Source organism: Polaribacter sp. Hel_I_88, assembly GCF_000687935.1.
Lineage (GTDB): Bacteria > Bacteroidota > Bacteroidia > Flavobacteriales > Flavobacteriaceae > Polaribacter.
This window is the reverse complement of the sequence record NZ_JHZZ01000001.1, coordinates 3,838,178-3,855,374: the sequence shown is the minus strand read 5'-3', so window position 1 is coordinate 3,855,374 and position 17,197 is coordinate 3,838,178. Positions and strand designations below refer to the sequence as shown.

Here is a 17,197-nt window from a genome sequence, read left to right as displayed (position 1 = left end):
TTTTTTATGCTTTTAAAGTTCGTCTTTTAAAAAAAAATCAACTTTAAATTTTAGTTATTTACAATTTATGGTCTGTATATTTTTTCATATAAATCGTTATAAATTTTTACGATTACTGCTCTTTTCATTTTCATTGTTGGTGTTAAATGACCACCTTCAATAGACCATTCATCTGACGTTAATTCAAAGCGCTTAATTTGCTCCCATTTTCCAAATTGGCAATTACAATTATCAACTGCTTCCTGAATTTTTGCTATTACTTTTTCGTTTGTAATTAAATCTTTATTCGTAGTAAAAGAAATATTATTGTCTTTTGCCCAATCTTTTAAATATTCAAAATTAGGTTGAATAATTGCTGCTGGCATTTTTTCATTTTCACCTACAACCATTACTTGTTCTATAAATAAAGATTGTTTTAGCTCTCCTTCTAATAATGGAGGAATCACATATTTACCTCCAGAAGTTTTAAACATTTCTTTGGTTCTACCTGTAATTTTTAAGAAACCATCTTTATCAAGTTCACCTTTATCTCCAGAATGAAAATAACCATCTTTAAGAACTTCCGCTGTTTTTACAGGATCTTTATAATAGCCTTGCATTACATTAGGTCCTTTTATTAAAATTTCACCAGATTCTGCTATTTTTACTTCTACACCATCAATAACTTTACCAACTGTACCAACTCTAAATCCTTTAACTCCATCTACATTCATAAAATTTACAGAAGTTACAGGAGATGTTTCTGTTAAACCATAACCTTCCATAATTGGCATTCCTGCAGCTGCAAAAATTCTTGTTAAACGTGGTTGTAAAGCTGCACTACCAGAAACCATTAATTTTAAATTACCCCCTAAAGCTGCTTGCCATTTAGAAAATATAAGTTTACGAGCTAAACCCAATTGTTTTTCATACCACCAACCATTTGCACCATAAGGTTTGTATTCTAAACCTAAATTTACAGCCCAAAAGAATAGTTTCTTTTTTATACCAGATAAATCTTCACCTTTTAAGATAATTTTGTCGTAAATTTTTTCATACAATCTTGGCACAGCTGTCATTACATCTGGCTTTACTTCTTGTGCGTTTTCTGTAAGTTTCTCAATAGATTCTGCAAAATAAATCTCTGTACCACAATATTGATATAGATACAAAATCATACGTTCAAAAATATGACATACAGGTAAAAAGCTTAAAGCTTTGTCTTTCCCAAACTCTAATGGAACATTTTTTTGACTTGCTAAAACATTAGAAACGATGTTGTTGTGAGATAACATAACTCCTTTTGGTTTTCCTGTGGTTCCAGATGTATAAATTAAAGTTGCCAAATCTTCTGGTTTTATGGCTTTTTTTCTAGCTTCAACTTCGTTTTGATTGCTAGTATCTTTACCAGATTCTAAAAGTTCTTTAAAACTTTTTTCTCCTTTTATATCATTAAAAGTAAAGACTTCTTTAAGCTTTGTATTTCCTTTAATTTGATTTAATTTATCTAAAACATCAACATCAGAAACAAAACAATACACTGCTTCAGAGTGATTGATTACATACTCGTAATCTTCCTTAGAAATTGTTGGATAAATAGGTACAGTTTGGGCGCCAGTTTGTAAAACGCCAATATCACAAATATTCCATTCTGTTCTATTATTTGTAGAAATAATAGCTATTTTATCATTGGGTTGTACCCCTAATTTTAATAAACTTCTGCTTAATTGATTGGATTGATCTATATATTCTTGAGTAGAAATAGATTCCCATTTTCCATCATACTTAGTGGATAATGCTTTTTTTAGATTGTAAGTCTCTAATTGATAATAAGGAAAATCGAATAACCTCTTGATTTCTGTTGGCATAAAGTCTATTTTGTGTATTGCAAAATAGTAAAAATCCTTTAATTTCACAAATACTTATTTAATGACTTTTTTTATTATGAATTACTTATTTTTTGATGGTTTTTTTGATGAATTTACTTTAATTATTGCTTTTTATAAATTGTAGATATTTTTTAATTTCATAAAAAGTCGATTTTAATATTATCAAAAAAGGCTAGCAAATTGCCAGCCTTTTTTAAATTAGTTATTTTTTTGATACTTAATTTCTACTCTCTAAAAGGTATTTATTAAAACTTCTTCCGTTAATAGTTGTGTATTTAGAATCGATATCAAAACCAACTTTCATTTTGCTAATATCAAAATTACCAGAAACTTCCATATATTTAATATCTAAATCTTCTTCAAAATTTGTACTGTTAAAAGAAACTCCGTCTTTAAATTTTGTGTATTTAAAAATGGCTTCATCTTCAAAAACTGAATTCGAAAAACTTACATTTCTATTAAATTCGGTATATTTAAATGTAGCAGTTTCTGTAAATTTTGTGTTTTCAAAACTTGTCTCTTTCTCAAAAGTTGCAAATTTAAAAGTAGTATCATCATTAAAATTAGAGCCAGAAAAATCTGATCCACTTTCAAAACGAGAGTATTTAAACATTGCTTTTCTTTCAAAGTTACAATTTTTAAAAATCGCTAATTGCTCAAAATCAGCAGTAAATGTGTAACCAGAATCATCATTTGGAATGTAGGCTAAAACATCATCTTTAAAAGTACAGTTTACAAAAGAAACCTCAACATCAATTTTGTTTTTTACATCATTGCTAGAGCTTCCATTTCCCCACCAAAAACTTTTTTTCTTTTTAGGAAGTTTTTCCGAAGCTTCTTCCATAAAAGTAAAATCTAAAGTTCCTACTATTTTTGCATTTTGATAAGAAATTGATTTTCCTGCTTTGATAGCTTTCATAATATCAGACGCTTCCACTGTTTTTTGAGCAAATAACGTAATCGATAAAAAAAGAAAAGTTATGGTAATAATTCTATATTTCATTTTATAAAGTTTTAGAAGATGTTGTTTTATTAAAAGACTTTTAGAAAATAGGATTGTTACACTTTCATGAAAAAAAAGTGTCACTTAAAAAAATAACACTCTTATTATTATGAAATTAAATTGATGAAGAACTACTTTTATGTTATAAAATTAATAAATTTATGTCTCTAAAAGGCAAATCGAACCATTCTGCCACTGTTCTGTTTGTTAAAATTCCGTGGTAAAAATACATGCCATTTCTTAAGCTTTTATCAAAACGAGCTGCATTTTCAAACCCACCTTCTTCTGCAATATCTAGCAAATAAGGAGTAAAAATATTACTTATAGAAACAGAAGCTGTTCTTGAATAACGTGCAGGAATATTAGGCACACAATAATGAATTACACCATGTTTTACAAAGGTTGGTGCGTTGTGAGAAGTAACATTTGAGCTCTCAAAACATCCACCTCTATCAATACTAACATCTACAATTACTGCACCTTCTTTCATAGATTCAATCATGGTTTCTGTAACCACAACAGGCGATCTGTTTTTGCCTCTAATAGCACCAATAGCAACATCACATCTCATTAACGCTTTCGAAATAGATTTAGGTTGTAAAGTTGATGTGTAAATTGGTGCAGACAGGCAATGTTGTAGGTTTCGTAATTTTGAAATTGAATTATCGAAAACTTTTACTCTAGCTCCTAATCCTAAGGCAGTTCTTGCAGCATATTCGCCTACTGTTCCTGCTCCAAAAATAACAACACTTGTTGGTGGAACTCCACCAATATTACCAAACAATAATCCATTTCCTTTATTGGTGCCACTCATTAATTCGCCTGCAATTAATATGGATGCTGTTCCTGCAATTTCACTCAAAGATTTTACGACAGGGTAGGAGTTATGTTCGTCTTTTATATAATCGAAAGCAACTGCTGTAATTTTCTTTTTTGCTAAACAGTCGAAATATTTTTTAGACTGTGTTTTTAATTGCAAAGATGAAATTAAAATAGTTTGCGGATTTAAATAGGCAATTTCCTCTTCAGTTGGTGGTGCTACTTTTAAAACAATATTGCATTTAAAAGCTTCTTCTGTATTGTAAGAAATTTTTGCACCAGCCTCAGAATATTCTTTATCAGTAAAATTTGCACCATCTCCAGCACCAGTTTCTACCACGATTCTATGGCCATGAGTACACAGAGCTGTAACTGCATCTGGTGTTAGGCAAACACGTTTTTCTCCTATATAAGTTTCTTTGGGCAAACCAATAAATAATTCCCCTTTTCTCTTTTTAATTTCTAGCATTTCTGCTTGTGGTAGTAATTCTTCTTTACTAAAAGGAGAAAATTGACTCATAAAAATTAGTTTTATTTTAGTTGAATGTTGCGTTTTCCATCATTTAAAATTGATAAATGAATTTCAACAGCATCTAAAGGTAGTAAATTTTCGATGTTTTTTGGCCATTCAATTAAACACCAATCATTATTATCAAAATACTCTTCAATTCCCATGTCTAAAGCTTCTTCTTCATCTGTAATTCTGTAAAAATCAAAATGAAAAACTTTCTCATTATTTTTAGTTTGATATTCATTCACTAGTGAAAAAGTAGGAGAGGAGATGCCATCTATAACCCCTAATTTTTTGCATATTTCTTTAATGAGCGTAGTTTTACCAACGCCCATTTCTCCAAAAAACAATAAAGTTTTATTTTCTGCGGATGCAATAATTTCTGAAGCAATTTCAGATAAGTTCTCTAAAGAATAGTTTTTATTCATAGAAACAAATTTAAAAACTTAATGTAAAATATATAAAAAAAACTCATTATTGTTTGTTGATCAAAATTATTAATTTATAATGACCTGATTTATAGGGTTGTTTTTTTGATTTCTGCTTTATTTTTCTTTACTTTGAAAAAAAGCTATATGAAAAGTATCAATAACTTAGGTCAAAAACCTGGTATTATTATTTGTATCCACGGAAATTCCTCTTCAAGTTTTGTTTTTAAAGAATTCTTACATAGTGAATTTATAAAACAAACCAAAATAGCAGTAGATCTTCCAGGTCATGGAAGTAATCTTGAAAATTATAAAAATCATACAGATTTTTCGATATCTTTTTTTAAAGAAAAATTAATTGCTTTTATCAATACTATTGATGATGAGATTTTATTAGTTGGTAATTCTTTAGGTGGACATTTAGCCATAGAAATAGCGAATGAAATTAAAAAATTAAAAGGATTGGTCATTTTTGGGACGCCACCAGTTATGAAACCAATTAATTTCGAAGAAGCTTTTTTACCTGCAACAGCCTTACATACTTTTTTAACAGAAAACCCTACTGAAGAGGCTATAACTGAAGCTTCAAATGTTGCTGTGTATAATAAAGACAGCACAACTGCTATTATTGCTGATTTTAAAAAAACAAATTCTTTAGTTAGAAAAATGGTAGCTGAAGATATTTTAGGGAACAATTTAGCAGATGAGTATGAAATCTTTACAAAATTAGAAGTTCCTAAATTTATTATTGCTGGGCAGCAAGATCCATCTGTGAATAAAGACTACTTAAAAAAAGTAACCAAGAAGTGTAAAAATAACTGCGAACTTATATTTTTTGATAATTGTGGGCATTATCCGAGTTTAGAAAAACCTGATTTATTTATAAGAACCATGATGGATATAACTTCAAAAGTTTTTTTAATATGAAGTTATATACAGAAAAAGAAGTGTTCTCTCAAAATCAACATTTTATCTTCAGATTAAGAAACTTATATTTAAATGATAATAAAAAATTTAATCAATTTAAAGATTTTATAACCATTCCATTTTATATAAATGATAAAACAACTTTTAACTATATATTATTTAGCGATTTATTTTTTAGCAAAGGAAAAGAAATAGATACCCTTTTAACTATTGGGCATAATTATTTACCAGAAATTTCTGATCCTACTTTATTAGATTTGGCAAAAAATAAAGCTAAAAAATTTCTTTTAAAAGACGATAAAGATGCTGTTTGCAATTATTTACAATGTATTTCTTTAAACGGAAAAATGACACATTTTATAACTAATAAATGCATAATAGACGAAAATATAACTATAAACACCTCTTTTTTTCCAGATAACATGTCTAGTGTATCTAAAATGTTTGCAAATATTTTACCTGAATCTAAAAATAGTTTGGTGTTTTGGCAACGTTATCAAAGTTTAACCAAACAAGAAAAAATTATTTTAAAAATGATAGGCAATGGTGTTTCTAATAATGATATTGGTAACCAATTATTTATTTCTAAACATACAGTTTCTACGCATAAAAAAAATATTTACAGAAAATTAGACATCAATTCATTACAAGAATTGGTTAAGTTTTCTATGGTTATGGATTTATTATAATTATAATATTTTCTATCTAAAAAATACCCTTTTTGGGGTATTTTTTTTTGAGTTATGCTAAAGTACTTTTGTTAGCTAAGATATTACCTACTTATAGGTATTGATTTATTTTGTATTAATACCCATTTTTGGAAATTTAACCCTTTAAAAAATATTTGTTATGAAAACAAGACTACCCTTTTTATTATTTATCATTTTTACATTAAATTTTTCTGCACAAAACTGGAATGAAATTATAAAAGCAACAGCTTCAGATGGTGCTTCTCAAGATCAATTTGGTTTTTCAGTTGCTATAGATGGAAACAAAGCTATTGTTGGTTCTTATCTAGATGATGATAATGGTTCTAATTCAGGATCAGTTTATATTTTTAGTTTTTCAAATAATATTTGGACTCAAGAAGCAAAATTAACAGCTTCAGATGGAGCTGCTAATGATTTTTTTGGTCAATCAGTGGGCATTAGTGGAGACAAAGCTATTGTTAGTGCACATGGAGATCTTAATAATCTTGCAAACTCCGGTTCTGCTTATATTTTTAATTTTGATGGCAACATTTGGTCAGAAGAGCAAAAAATAAAAGCATCAAATCCATCTAGTGGTGACCGTTTTGGTTTTTCAGTGGCAATTAGTGGAGACAAGGCAATTATTAGTGCATTTGCAGATAATAAAGATAACTTTACCCCAGATTCAGGTTCTGCCTATATTTATAATTTTGATGGTAATATTTGGTCAGTAGAACAAAAGTTAATAGCTTCAGATGCAGCTGCTAATAACCGTTTTGGTTTTTCAGTGGCAATTAGTGGGGACAAAGCAATTATAGGTTCTGACAATGATGATAACATTGGTTCTGCTTATATTTTTAATTTTGTAAATAATATTTGGACTCAAGAAGCAAAACTAATAGCTTCAGATGGAGCTACTGCTGACGGTTTTGGTGAATCAGTTGCTATAAGTGATGATAATGCCATTATTGGTGCTTATGGAGATGATGATAATGGTTCTAATTCAGGGTCAGCTTATATTTTTAGTTTTACAAATAATACATGGTCTCAAGAAGCAAAACTAACAGCTTCAGATGGCAATGTTGGTCATTATTTTGGCCTATCAGTTGGAATTATTGCCGGCAATGCCATTGTAGGTGCTAAATACTCAAGTAATTTTGGTGCTGCTTATATTTATAGTTTAGTAAATAATGTTTGGACCCAAGAAATAAAATTAACTGCTTCTGATGGTACTTGGTCCGACAATTTTGGTAATTCAGTAGGAATTAGTGGAAACAAAGTCATAATAGGTGCTGATTTTGATGATGACAATGGTTCAAATTCAGGTTCTGCATATTTTTACGAGTTAGGAAATACACCACCAACAACAACCAACGTAACTTTTGCTGGAACTTTAGAAGAAGGGCAACTATTATCTGCAACTTATGATTATGCTGATGTAAATAATGATACAGAAAGTGGCTCAACATACAAATGGTATGTTTCAGATGACAATGCAGGTTTAAATAAAACAGCAATTAATGGAGCAACCAATACAACTTATACATTAACAAATACAGATATTGGCAAGTATATAAGTTTTGAAGTCACCCCAAATGACGGAACTGATTTTGGGTTTGCAGCTGAAAGTGCTTTGCAAGGGCCAATTCAAGCTGTATTTGTAAACACTGCACCAACAGCAACAAACGTAACTTTTACAGGAACTTTAGAAGAAGCACAACAATTATCAGCAACGTATACTTATTCTGATGCAAATAGTGATGCAGAAAGTGGTTCAACTTATCAGTGGTATGTTTCAGATGATAATGCAGGTTTGAATAAAATAGCAATTAATGGAGCAACCAATACAACGTATACATTAACAAATGTAGATGTTGGCAAATATATTAGTTTTGAAGTCACCCCAAATGATGGAACTGATTTTGGGATTGCTGTAGAAAGTGCTTTGCAAGGACCAATACAAGCCATATTTGTAAATAATGTTCCAACAGCAACAAATGTTACATTTACAGGGACTTTAGAGGAAGCACAACTATTATCTGGAACATATGATTATTCTGATGCAAATAGTGATACAGAAAGTGGTTCAGCATACAAATGGTATGTTTCAGATGATAATGCTGGTTTAAACAAAGCTGCAATAAATGGAGCAACTAATCAAAATTATACGTTAACAAATGCAGATATTGGTAAGTTTATCAGTTTTGAGGTAACTCCAAATGACGGAACTGATTTTGGAAGTTCAGTTGAAAGTGCTTTGCAAGGGCCAATTCAAGCCATATTTGTAAATACTGCACCAACAATTGGAACGATTAGAATTGACGGTACATTAAAACAAGGGGAAGAAATAACAGCTTTTTATACATATCAAGATACAGAAAACGATCCAGAAAACGGTACTACCATACAATGGTATCGTTCAGATCAATACGAAGGAGCTTTTGTAGATGTAAATAGAACTTTAATTGTTGGTGCAACTAATCAAAATTATACACTAACTAACGATGATGTAGGGAAATATTTAAGTTTTGAAGTAACTCCAAGCGATGGTATTTCTTCAGGCGTTACTAGGTCAACGAGTAATAAAGGACCAGTTAAAGACATTTCTATAGTACCAAACCTAGGAGGTAGTTGGCAAACAATTGGTAATGAAAGTTTTTCAGAGAATAACACAGACCTTCATCAAATAACCTTAGATTCTAATGGCACACCTTATGTTGCTTTTTTAGAGCAATCTAATCAGGGAAAAATAGCCTTAAAGAAGTTTGAAAATAATAACTGGGTTAATGTTGGTAATAGTCAAATACCAGAAGTTGTTGTTAAAAAAATATCTTTATCTATAGATAATTTTGGGGTGCCATACATAGCTTTGCAAAAAACTCAGTCAAATATTGATAGGATAGCAGTCTATAAATTAGAAAACAATAATTGGGAAGAAGTTGGAGATTTAAGTTTTTTAAATGCAAGAATTAGTGCTCAAAGTATAGATTTTGATAGTAATAATGTACCTTATTTAGCTTATCGTAACGAAGCCAATTCATTTAAAGCAGGTGTTTTAAAGTTTGATGGTCAAAATTGGCAAAATGTGGGTACAGATGGTTTTACAATAAGCTCAATTTATGATATTAGTATTGGGGTAGATGTTACTGATGTTCTTCATATAGTTATTGCAGATGGTAGCCAAGGCAATGATGCTTCTGTGATGAAGTTTGATGGAAATAATTGGGTATATGTGGGAAGTCCTGGTTTTTCAGAAGATCAAATTTTTTACCCTAAGATAGCTTTTAATGCAAATAATACACCATATGTAGTTTATACAGATGTGAAGCAATCATTTAGAACAACAGTAAAAACTTTTAATGGTACAGATTGGAATCTTGTAGGAGAACGAGGTTTTTCATTAGAAGATACAAGAGACCCAACTTTAGTTTTTGATAATAATGATGTTCCTTATGTTGGTTTTTCTGAAGGTTATGATAACCCAACAAGTAAAACTACGGTAATGAAATTTACCAACAATCAATGGGGCTTTGTAGGCGATGAAAGATTTTTAAATGGAGTTAATAGAAAAGTTGACATCGATTTTGACCAAAATAACAAGATATTCATGGTGTATTCAGATGGTTCAAATGCTTCTAAAACTACTGTTAAAGTAATAAATGAAATACCAGTAGCTACAAACATATCTGTTACAGGAACGCTTCAAATAGGCGAAGAACTAACAGCAACCTACACCTATTCAGATACAGATAATGACACCGAAAACGGCTCAACCTACCAATGGTTTCGTTCAGAGGATGCCAATGGCACCAACAAAATAGCCATCCCAAATGCTACAAATACAACCTATACATTAACTTCAGATGATGAAAACAAATACATCAGCTTTCAAGTCACCCCAAATGATGGGTATTCTTCTGGAGATGCAGTTGAAAGTGCTTTGCAAGGCCCAATTCAATCAATTTTAGTTCCTCAAATAATTCCTGGCAATTGGCAAACTGTTGGTGTTGGAGGGTTTTCAGCTGATAATGCTTATTATCAAAGTTTAGCAATAGATCATAATAACACATCATTTATTGCATTTCGAGATGATGCTAATTTACAGAAAATATCAGTTATGAAATTTGATGATTCAAGCTGGATACCATTAGGTAATTTAGGTTTTTCAGATGGTGCAATAACTCACCCCGATTTAGTAATCAGTAATGATAATATTCCTTTTATTGCTTATAAAGATGAAGCGAATGGTTCTAAAATGACAGTAATGAAATTTAATGGAACAGATTGGGTTGTGGTTGGTATTAAAGGGTTTACTGATGGTAAAGCTTTTGCTAACAGCTTAGCTTTTGATAATAACAATATTCCATATGTTGCTTATAGAGATAGTGCTAATGGTAGCAAAACAACTGTAATGAAGTTTAATGGAACCTCTTGGGAACCATTAGGAATAAAAGGGTTTTCTGAAGGTAGTGCAAGTGATATTAGTTTGGCTATAGATAATAATAATACCCCAATAGTAGCATATAGAGATAGTGCAAATGACTCTAAAACCACAGTAATGACCTATAATGGTGCTAATTGGGTTGTGGTTGGAAATAAAGGTTTTTCTGATGGTACCACTAATTTTCAGAGTCTAGCCATTGATAGTAATAATACTCCATATGTTGCGTATAGGGATGAAGGATTGTCTTTAAAGACAGCTGTAATGAAATTTGATGGAAATAACTGGGTGCCTTTAGGAGTTAAAGGTGTATCTCAAGGTCGTGCAGATTTTCAAAGCTTAGTTATTGACAGCAATGATAATGTTTATGTTGCTTATGCTGATGGTACTAATTCTTTTAAAACAAGAGTGTTGAAATATGATGGAACCAACTGGTTTAATGTTGGTTCTAATGGTGGTTCTGATGGAGGTTCATCTTATGTGAGTTTAGCAATAAATAATTTAGATAAACTTTATATAGGGTATCAAGACCAATATTTCCAAAACTTTAATAAAACAACAGTAAAAATATTCAATGAAAACCCAAGTGCTACAAACGTTTCTTTCACAGGAACGTTAGAATTAGGCGAAGAACTAACAGCAACCTACACCTATTCCGATTCTGATAATGACACCGAAAACGGCTCAACCTACCAATGGTTTCGTTCAGAGGATGCCAATGGCACAAACAAAATAGCCATCCCAAATGCCACAAATACAACCTATACATTAACTTCAGATGATGAAAACAAATACATCAGTTTTCAAGTAACACCAAGAGATGGGTATTCTTTTGGTGATGCAGAGGAAAGTGCTTTGCAAGGACCAATTCAAGCAATTATAATTCCACAGATTACTGGTAACTGGCAAACAGTTGGTGTTGCTGGGTTTTCCGATGGCGTTTCACAATTATTGAATTTAGAAATAGGTTCAGATGAAACTCCTTTTGTTGCATTTAGAGACGATGCTAATTCATCAAAAGCTAGCGTAATGCAATTTGATGGTATAAATTGGGAGTATGTTGGTATGAAAGGTTTTACAATCAACACTGTTACTCATTTAACTTTAAAATTGGATAATAATAATGTTCCTTATGTTGCTTATTTAGATGGTATCACAAATAAGGGAAACGTTTTAAAATTTGATGGTCAGAACTGGGTGAATGTGGGGATTCCAAATTTTTCTGATGGTGGAGCTTCATACTTCAAAATGGAATTTGATAATGATAATAACCCGTATGTTGTTTTTTCTGATTTAGCACCAGCTAATCAAGGACTTACAGTAATGAAGTTTAATGGGAATAACTGGGAAGTTTTAGGAGTAAAGGCTTTTACAACAGATAATGTCTCTCATATTGATTTTAAGATAGATAGTAGTAATATTCCTATTGTATCTTTTCCTGATCATGGTGTTTCAGATAGAATTTCTGTAATGAAATATAATGGAGCAAATTGGGAATTTGTTGGAAATGCAGGTTTCTCCTCAGGTCAAGTTTTAAATACAGCACTTGCATTGGATAATAACGATAAACCTTATGTGATTTTTAGAGATTATAGTAATTTAGAGAAAGCGACTATTATGTCATTTGACGGTGTTAACTGGAATAACATTGGTTCTCCTAGTCCTAACGGTTTTGTTGGTTTTGTAGATATTATTATTGATAATGATAACAATCCTATAATTTCTTTCTGTGACTTATGTTCTTCATTTGATGCTTCTTTGAGATCCAACAGTAAGTCTTCAGTTATGAAATATAATAATAATGAATGGAAATTTTTAGGTGATCAAACTTTTTCTAATAATCAAACTTCATGGCAAAAATTATCTTTATCACCAAATAATAAATTGTTTTTTGCATTTACTGAAACTATAAATGGCAGTAAACCTACTGTTAAAATATTCAATGAAAACCCAACAGCAACAAATGTAACTTTTTCAGGAACTTTAGAAACCGGCCAAGAACTAACAGCAACTTACGCTTATTCAGATTCAGACAATGATGCAGAAAACGGGTCAACATTTCAATGGTTTCGATCGGATGATATAAATGGTACAAACAAAATCGCCATCCCGAATGCAACCAATGCAGCGTATATATTAACCTCAGATGATGAAAATAAATACATCAGCTTTCAAGTCACCCCAAATGATGGGTATTCTTTTGGTGATACTGTAGAGAGTGCTTTGCAAGGTCCTGTCAATGAAGTTAATACAAATGGAACTATTAAAGTTATTGCTTCAGATGGTACAGAAAGAGCCTACTTTGGTGGCGATGTTGCCATTTATGGCGATTATGCAATTGTAGGTGCTTATGGCGATTTATCCAATAAAGGAGCTGCGTATATTTATAAACGTTCAGGTGAAAATTGGATTGAAGAAACTAAATTAACAGCTTCAGATGGTGCGGCAAACCAACTTTTTGGAGGAAGTGTAGCTATTTTCGGAGATTATGCAGTTGTTGGGGCACATTATAATCATGAAAATGGATATGAAGCCGGAGCTGCTTATGTTTTTAAAAGAACAGGAAATACTTGGGTACAAGAAGCAAAGTTATTGGCTTCTGATGGAGGTATTAGTGATCGGTTTGGTATTTCTGTGGATATCAATGGTGAGTATGTTGTTGTTGGTGCATTATATGATGATGATAATGGAAGTAATGCAGGTGCAGCTTATATCTTTAAACGCACAGGATCAACTTGGTCTCAAGAAACAAAATTAATTAGTAGTGATGGAGATGTAGATGATATATTTGGATTGTCTGTTTCAATAGAAGGTAGCTATGCTATAGTAGGTGCAAGGTTTGACGATGATAATGGTGCTCAATCAGGTTCTGCATATATATTTAAACGCTCAGGAACAAATTGGTCTCAAGAAGCTAAACTTTTAGCTTCTAATGGAGCTGAAGGCGATTTATTTGGTAATTCAGTTAGTATACATGGGGATTATGCTCTTGTGGGTTCTTGGGCTGATGATGAAATAGCCCATGGTTCTGGAGCAGCCTACCTTTTTAAACGTTCAGGAATAAATTGGATTTTAGAAAGTAAATTAACAGCTTCTGATGCATCAGAGTCTGATGGTTTTGGAGTTTCTGTTGCTATTGATGAACGTCAAATTGTGGTAGGTACATTATCAAGTGAATCATCATATATTTTTAAACTTTCAAATGGTACTTGGATAGAGGAGTCTAAGCTTATAGCTTATGACCAAGGAATACTTGATGGTTTTGGAAGAAGCGTTGCAATACATGGAAACTTTTCTGTAATTGGTGCTTTTGGAGATGACGATATTGGAGATTATTCTGGTGCAACATATTTTTTTAAAATAGAAAATAACACATTACCAATAGCAACCAACGTAACTTTTTCAGGAATTCTAGAAGTAGGCCAAGAATTATCAGCAACATACGATTATACAGATGCAGATACTAATCCAGAAAATGGTTCCACCTACAAATGGTATGCGTCAGATGATAATGCAGGTTTAAACAAGTCAGCCATAAATGGATCAACCAATACAACGTACACATTAACAAATGCAGATATTGGAAAATACATAAGTTTTGAAGTAACTCCTAATGACGGATCCGATTTTGGAATTGCAGTAGAAAGTAGTTTACAAGGTTCAGTAAGTGCAATTCAAGTAAATACTATTTCAGCTGCAGCCGACGCAATTAGCATTCAACAAAACTCAGCCAACAATAGCATTCCAGTGTTAAACAACGACGATTATGGTTCTAATGGAATTGGTTCTGTAGTTCCTTTAAAATTCACCAACGGAAGTATTGCAAGTACAACTGCAAACGGAGGAGTTTTATTTGTAGGCGATAATGGAACTGCCTCTGAATATTCTGATGATGTAATTTTATATTCACCAGCTGTCACTTTTACAGGAATAGATGTTTTTGAGTATGTTATTACCGATTCAAGTGGCAATGAATCAACAGCCAACGTAACCGTAACTGTAAATGCTGCTGTAAATACTTTAGCAATTCCAACTTCTCAACCAGACACAGCAATTTTTGCTCAAAACAGCACAGATAATGTCATTGATGTTATTGATAATGATGATTTTGGTTCAGATGGCGCTATTGACAATGGGTTAACCTTACCAAATGGGCAGATATCAGGTCCAAGTGATTTAGGAGGAACGGTTAGTGTAGACGACAAAGGAACAGCCAGTCCCTTAGATGATGAGATTTTATACACACCAAAATCAGGATTTATAGGTTCAGATATCTTTAGGTATATGATCACTGATACTTCAGGAGATACCTCAATCTCGATTGTAACAATAACAGTTACAGAGATTGATACACCAACAGCTACAGCAGATGGAGTAAGTGTGTTACAAGACAGTGGAGCAACACCAATAGATGTGTTAGCCAATGACAGTTTTGGCTCAGATGGTCCTGGAGCTATTCCATTAACCTTACCATTAGCTGTAAGTGACCAAGGAGGAACTATTGTCGTGAATGCAGGTAAAGTAGCTTACTCACCACTAGGAGGTTTTTCTGGAACAGATACTTTTGAGTATACCATTGAAGATGCAACAGGAGATGTATCAACAGCTACAGTAACTGTAACTGTGGGTCTAGTGAACTCCAATGATGCACCAACAGCACAAAACGATGCAGTAACTGTAATTCAAAATTCGATAGACAACCCAATAAGTATCTTATTAAATAATGGTTCAGGAGCCGATGATTACGGATCAGATGGTCCAAATACAAATCATCCAATAGCATTATCACAATTTTATACAGATCATGGAGCGAAGTTAGTATTAGTAGGCGAAGTGGTGAACTATACACCAAGAATAGGTTTTGTAGGAGTCGATACTTTTAGCTATACGATTACAGATACCACAGGAGATGCAGATAGAGCAATAGTAACAGTAACAGTAGGAGAAATTACCACGCCAACAGCAGTAGCAGACGCAGCCACAGTAGCCCAAGATAGTGGAGCAACACCAATAGATGTGTTAGCCAATGACAGTTTTGGAGCAGATGGGCAAGGAGCTACACCTTTAACTCTTGCGTTAGCAACAAGTACAGCAGGAGGTACTATTGTAGTGAATGCAGGTAAAGTAGCTTACACACCATTAGCAGGTTTTTCAGGAACAGATACTTTTGAGTATACCATTGAAGATGGAAGTGGAGATACAACATCAGCCACAGTAAAAGTGGTAGTAGAAGCCACAGTTGTCGCTGCTAGTGTATTTACAGCAAAGGCAGATGCTATCAGTGTAGTACAAAACAGCACAACCTCATTAAATGTATTCGCAGATAATGGTTCAGGAGCAGATAGTTTTGGTGCACAAGGAGCGCTTGACGATGGATTGACTTTGATAGATGGAAACTTATCAGGAAATAGTGAGCAAGGTACTATTTCCATAGTTACCAATGGTACACCAAGCCCATTAGACGATGTGATTGAATACACACCAAACACAGGATATGTAGGAGTAGACCATTTTTATTATATGATTCACGATGCAACAGGAGCAACAGCAATAGCACAGGTAACTGTAACAGTAACAGAGCAAGCAACGCCAACAGCAGTTGCAGATGCAGTAACAGTTGCTCAAGATAGTGGAGCAACACCTATAGATGTATTGGCCAATGATAGCTTTGGTTTAGATGGAGCAGGGGCAACACCAATAACACTGCCATCAGCGACAAGCACAGCAGGAGGAACTATAGTTGTGAATGCAGGGAAGGTAGATTACACACCACTAGCAGGCTTTGATGGAACAGATACATTTGATTATATCATTACAGATGCAAGTGGAGATACTGCTACAGCTATAGTTACAGTAACAGTAGATGATGCTAATACAGGTGATACTCCATCTGCTCAAGATGATGCAGTTTCAGTACTTTTAAATAGTACCAATAATGTTATTAATATTTTAGATGACAATGGTTCTGGAGCAGACAGTTTTGGATCAGATGGTCCTATAGAAGCTCATAACCCAATATCGCTATTTGGAGCTCAAACTGATAAAGGTGGTGATATTGTAATCGTTGGCAATACTATTGAATATACTCCAAAAACAGGCTTTACTGGAATAGACAAGTTTAGATATAGGATTACAGACAAAACAGGAGATGCATCTCAGGCAGAGGTAATTGTTACAATTACACTTACTAAATCACAAGAAGAAGGAGGTAGAGGTTCTTCATCTTTCAATAAGGAATTTGCAGTATTTCCAAATCCATCAAAAGGTGATATTAATATATCCGTTTTTAGTGATAAAAATGAACAAGTTTCTACGCTGCTTTTTGATGTAACTGGTAAAGTTGTTTATAGAAATCAATATCAATTATCAATAGGGAAAAATGTAATTGACTTAAATTTGAATGTAAAAGCAGGTATTATATTTTTAAAAGTTTATTCTAAAGAGACAAATTATGGTTTCAAGAAGATTGTTTTTAAATAATCATAGTTCTTTTAAAAATAATCAATTAAAG

7 protein-coding genes are annotated in these 17,197 nt (G+C 32.4%); 3 read left to right on the top strand and 4 right to left on the bottom strand.

Going from position 1 to position 17,197, the window contains the following annotated elements:
• Positions 1–65: 65 nt before the first annotated feature.
• The 4 genes from P161_RS0117245 to tsaE all read right to left on the bottom strand — a co-directional run bounded on the left by P161_RS0117245 (position 66) and on the right by tsaE (position 4,629).
• Positions 66–1,847 carry a long-chain fatty acid--CoA ligase gene (locus P161_RS0117245; protein WP_051605792.1) on the bottom strand — a complete coding sequence of 594 codons (1,782 nt, stop codon included), beginning with the start codon at positions 1,845–1,847 and terminating at the stop codon, positions 66–68.
• Positions 1,848–2,085: 238 nt separating this feature from the next.
• The gene (locus P161_RS0117235; protein WP_026778134.1) at positions 2,086–2,871 is read right to left on the bottom strand and encodes a pentapeptide repeat-containing protein; all 786 of its coding nucleotides are present in this window, start codon (positions 2,869–2,871) and stop codon (positions 2,086–2,088) included.
• Between the two features lie 142 nt (positions 2,872–3,013).
• A complete protein-coding gene (locus tag P161_RS0117230; protein ID WP_026778133.1) occupies positions 3,014–4,210 on the bottom strand; it encodes an alanine dehydrogenase in 1,197 nt (398 codons plus the stop codon).
• A gap of 11 nt (positions 4,211–4,221) precedes the next feature.
• Positions 4,222–4,629, bottom strand: a complete 408-nt coding sequence (gene tsaE, locus P161_RS0117225) for a tRNA (adenosine(37)-N6)-threonylcarbamoyltransferase complex ATPase subunit type 1 TsaE (protein WP_026778132.1) — start codon at positions 4,627–4,629, stop codon at positions 4,222–4,224.
• A 147-nt stretch (positions 4,630–4,776) separates the two neighbouring features.
• Here tsaE and P161_RS0117220 point away from each other — a divergent pair, with 147 nt between their 5' ends.
• The 3 genes from P161_RS0117220 to P161_RS18845 all read left to right on the top strand — a co-directional run bounded on the left by P161_RS0117220 (position 4,777) and on the right by P161_RS18845 (position 17,166).
• Positions 4,777–5,556, top strand: a complete 780-nt coding sequence (locus P161_RS0117220) for an alpha/beta fold hydrolase (RefSeq protein WP_026778131.1) — start codon at positions 4,777–4,779, stop codon at positions 5,554–5,556.
• A complete protein-coding gene (locus tag P161_RS19225; protein WP_026778130.1) occupies positions 5,553–6,245 on the top strand; it encodes a helix-turn-helix transcriptional regulator in 693 nt (230 codons plus the stop codon). Before P161_RS0117220 ends, P161_RS19225 begins: the two co-directional genes overlap by 4 nt.
• A gap of 160 nt (positions 6,246–6,405) precedes the next feature.
• Positions 6,406–17,166, top strand: a complete 10,761-nt coding sequence (locus tag P161_RS18845) for an Ig-like domain-containing protein (protein ID WP_036841644.1) — start codon at positions 6,406–6,408, stop codon at positions 17,164–17,166.
• Positions 17,167–17,197: the final 31 nt, after the last annotated feature.

Excerpts from the sequence above, each read along its gene's own strand:
- P161_RS19225 (WP_026778130.1), top strand. The coding sequence starts at position 5,553 with ATGAAGTTATATACAGAAAAAGAAGTGTTCTCTCAAAATCAACATTTT.
- P161_RS0117220 (WP_026778131.1), top strand. The coding sequence starts at position 4,777 with ATGAAAAGTATCAATAACTTAGGTCAAAAACCTGGTATTATTATTTGT.
- P161_RS0117235 (WP_026778134.1), bottom strand. The coding sequence starts at position 2,871 with ATGAAATATAGAATTATTACCATAACTTTTCTTTTTTTATCGATTACG.
- P161_RS18845 (WP_036841644.1), top strand. The coding sequence starts at position 6,406 with ATGAAAACAAGACTACCCTTTTTATTATTTATCATTTTTACATTAAAT.
- P161_RS0117230 (WP_026778133.1), bottom strand. The coding sequence starts at position 4,210 with ATGAGTCAATTTTCTCCTTTTAGTAAAGAAGAATTACTACCACAAGCA.
- tsaE (WP_026778132.1), bottom strand. The coding sequence starts at position 4,629 with ATGAATAAAAACTATTCTTTAGAGAACTTATCTGAAATTGCTTCAGAA.
- P161_RS0117245 (WP_051605792.1), bottom strand. The coding sequence starts at position 1,847 with ATGCCAACAGAAATCAAGAGGTTATTCGATTTTCCTTATTATCAATTA.